Below are 3,432 nucleotides of genomic sequence, written 5' to 3' on the forward strand. Positions count from 1 at the left end.
GGCCCGCGCGAGCGGCCGGGAGCCGTGGCGGGGGCGGCGGACGTCGCGGCGGGGACCGTGGACGTCGCGGCGGGGGCGGCGGAGGGAATCGGTCCGGGGGCAGGGGTGGTGAGGGTACGGAGCATCGCGATGCGTCTTCTTCGCAGGTGAGGGAGTGCGTTCAGGGAGACGCCGCGCCGGAGTGGCTGCCGGGGTACGGAGCGCGGACCACATCGCCGTGTGCCCGGTTGTGGCCGCCCAAGGGGTGCGGAGGCGGCCGGTCGGCGGAGGTCCGCCGTCGGGGGCGGTCGGGGTCATCCTCGCACCCGGGCCGGCGGGCGGCGGAGGCGGGTCGGGTCGTGCGGCGCCGGTCCGGGCCGGGGCGGGCCGGGGCGGCGGCCGCCCGGGGACGGTGCACGTCTTGTGCACAATCGGGTGATCGGATCGTTGCAAGGGACTAGCCGGACAATCAGTCGAAGATCGATTGAATCCGGCCAAATCCTTCTTGCGCCGCCACGGCGGCTGCGGGACCTTAGGGCCTCTCGTTCGTCGTCACCGACCGTCACCGGTCGCTGCCCGCGGAGCGAGGGGCTCCCCTCCCACCTGCCGTGCGGGCCCTCCGGCCTGCCGATCCTCCATGGACACCAGCATGCGCATCCGCTCCACCGCGGCCCGTTCCCTCGTCGCCGTCCCCACCGCCGCCGCCCTGCTGCTGCTCGCCCCGACCGCCGAGGCGGTCGCCGGCAAGCCCGCCAAGGGCAACAACGGCACCGTCAAGATCCACGACGCGGCGACCGGCCAGGAGGACACCCGGAACGAGCCCAAGGTCTGCACCTTCTACCTGGACTCCTTCGGCTTCGACCCCGGCCAGGACATCATCTGGCTGATCGCCGAGGTGCACGACAAGGACGAGAAGGCCGTCGCGTTCGGCGACCTGCCGGTGGACGACAAGGGCCACGTCCGCACCGAGGACATCAACCTGCCGGACGGCCAGTACAAGCTCTACTGGGCGTCGGTCGAGCTGGTCGACGGCAAGCTGCCGGCCGAGCCCGACCTGAACAACCCCAAGCACAAGGTCTTCAAGGTCGACTGCGGCGGCAAGACCCCGAGCCCGACCGGCAAGCCCTCCCCGACCGGCAAGCCGTCGCCGTCCACCACCCCGAGCAAGACCCCGCCGGTCTCGCCGTCCGCCACCCCGACCGTGACCACGACGCCGTCGAAGTCCCCCTCGGCGACGCCGACCCAGACGCCGTCGGCCACCGCCACCCCGAGCACCACGCCGACCGTGACCCCGAGCGTGCCGGCCACGCCGACCGCGACCGCCACCCCGACCGTCACCCCGACCGTCACCCCGTCGGCGACGCCGTCCACGAGCCCCTCCGCCACGGCCACCACCCCGGCCACCACCGCGCCGACCACCGGCGCCCCGGCCCCGAGCACCAGCCCGTCCACCGCCCCGACCGCGACCGTCCCGGTCCAGACCCCGCCGGCCGGCACCGTGGTCAACCCGGACCACCCGCTGATCATGCCCGCCGCGGTGAGCGTCCCGACCCCGATTCCGGGCGCCGCGCAGCCCGGCAAGAACCTCGCCTCCACCGGTAGCGACGGCACCCTGCTGTACGCCGGTACGGGCACCGCGCTGCTGCTGGCCGGCGCCGGCGCCGTGGTCTACACCCGCCGCACCCGCAAGTCCTCCTGACCCGGGAGCCCGGACGGGCGGGCCGGCGACCCCTGCGGTCGCCGGCCCGCCCGTCGGCACACACCCCCTCGGCACCCCCGTTCACGGGGTGACCGCGAGCTCCAGGTACGCCGCCAGGACCGCCAGGTGCACCGCCCCCTGCAGCGGGGTCGCCCGGCGCGGGATGACGGTGAGGGTGCCGACCACCAGGGTCAGCGCGAGCAGCACCAGGTGGGACGGGCCGAGCCCGAGCACCAGCGGACCGGATAGCCAGACGGACGCGAGGGCCACCGCGGGAATGGTCAGCCCGATGCTCGCCAGCGCCGAGCCGAGCGCCAGGTTGAGACTGGTCTGCACCTGGTTGCGGACGGCAGCGCGCAGGGCGGCGATCGTCTCCGGCAGCAGCACCAGCAGCGCGATCACCACGCCGACCACCGACTGCGGCAGGCCGGCCGAGGCGACGGCGGACTCGATGGTCGGCGAGACGCCCTTGGCCAGCCCCACCACCGCGACCAGCGCGACACCGAGCAGCACCAGGCTGGTCACGGCCGCCCGCGCCGTCGGCCGCTCGGCGTGGTCGTCCTCCTCGATCACCTCGCCGTCCGGGGTGACCGGCAGGAAGTAGTCCCGGTGCCGGACCGTCAGCGTGGCGACGAAGAGCCCGTACAGGACGATCGAGGCGGCCGCCGCGAAGGCCAGCTGGGCGGGTGAGAACTGCGGCCCCGGCGAGCTGGTGGTGAAGGTCGGCAGCACCAGGCTGAGGGTGGCGAGGGTGCCGATGGTGGCCAGCGCCGCACCGGTGCCCTCGGCGTTGAACACCGCCACCCGGTACTTCACGGCCGAGGCCAGGATGGACGCGCCGAGGATGCCGTTGCAGGTGATCATCACCGCCGCGAACACGGTGTCCCGGGCCAGGGTGGCGGACTTGTCGCCGCCGTCCACCATCAGCGTGACGATCAGCGCCACCTCGATCACCGTCACGGCGACGGCGAGCACCAGCGAGCCGAACGGCTCCCCCACCCGGTGGGCGATCACCTCGGCGTGGTGGACGGCGGCGAGCACCGCGCCCGCCAGGAAGCAGGCCACCAGGGCCACCGCCCAGCCCGGCAGGTCGCGCTTCCAGGTCAGGACGAGGACGACGAAGGCCACCACCGGAACGACCACGGTCCACCGGGTGGTGGCCGCGCGCAGCTTCGTGATCATGCGGCCGAGCATCGCATCCCGCCGCCCCGTCGGCCGGGCGACACCGCCGGGACCACCGTCCGTGTGGCCGGGGCCCCGGCCCGCGGGCGGAAGGAAGGCCGGTCAGCCACCGTACTCGGCGAGGTAGCCGAGCACCTTCGCGACATGCGCCTTCACCCGCTCGGGCACGCCGCGGGCGTCGGCGACGGTCTTGTCGCTGGTCCGGTAGCCGGCCGCGACGAGGGCCGGCAGGTCGGTCGTCATCCCCCGGTGCTTGAACTGCTGGTCGAGCCAGCAGACGTAGTTGCCCATCGCGGCGATCGCGTCGGCCGGGTCCAGGTAGTCCTTGACGCCGTCGTGGTCGCCGTCCTGCGCCCAGGCGTTGAAGACCGCGGGCGTCCACATCGCGATGCCGTACTCGCCGGACTCCGGGTGGGCGGCGTCCGGGTCGAAGCCGCTCTCGGCCTTGAGCATGGCGGCCAGCAGCGCCGGGGTGATCTCCGGCTCGGGGCAGCGCCGGGCGGCGTCCTCGATCGGCCCGCGCAGCGCGGCGGGCACGTCCGCACCCGGCGGGATCGCACCGGACGGCGCCG

General features: G+C 74.4%; 3 protein-coding genes. 1 reads left to right on the top strand and 2 read right to left on the bottom strand.

The annotated features are described in order from the left end of the window. The first annotated feature begins 616 nt into the window (after positions 1–616). A complete protein-coding gene (locus ABZ885_RS37860) occupies positions 617–1,678 on the top strand; it encodes an LPXTG cell wall anchor domain-containing protein (RefSeq protein ID WP_360199232.1) in 1,062 nt (353 codons plus the stop codon). An 81-nt stretch (positions 1,679–1,759) separates the two neighbouring features. Here ABZ885_RS37860 and ABZ885_RS37865 read toward each other — a convergent pair whose 3' ends face one another. Both ABZ885_RS37865 and ABZ885_RS37870 read right to left on the bottom strand, forming a co-directional pair. Then, positions 1,760–2,860 (bottom strand): ionic transporter y4hA, encoded by a 1,101-nt coding sequence (locus ABZ885_RS37865; RefSeq protein WP_360199234.1) that lies wholly within the window; start codon positions 2,858–2,860, stop codon positions 1,760–1,762. 102 nt (positions 2,861–2,962) lie between these two features. Further along, positions 2,963–3,432: transglycosylase SLT domain-containing protein (locus ABZ885_RS37870; RefSeq protein WP_360199236.1), on the bottom strand; the 470-nt coding region annotated here is incomplete at its 5' end.

The organism is Kitasatospora sp. NPDC047058 (assembly GCF_040643935.1).
Taxonomy (GTDB): domain Bacteria; phylum Actinomycetota; class Actinomycetes; order Streptomycetales; family Streptomycetaceae; genus Kitasatospora.

Bases quoted from the DNA above. Each gene is read 5' to 3' on its own strand.
- ABZ885_RS37860 (WP_360199232.1), top strand. From the start codon at position 617: ATGGACACCAGCATGCGCATCCGCTCCACCGCGGCCCGTTCCCTCGTC.
- ABZ885_RS37865 (WP_360199234.1), bottom strand. From the start codon at position 2,860: ATGATCACGAAGCTGCGCGCGGCCACCACCCGGTGGACCGTGGTCGTT.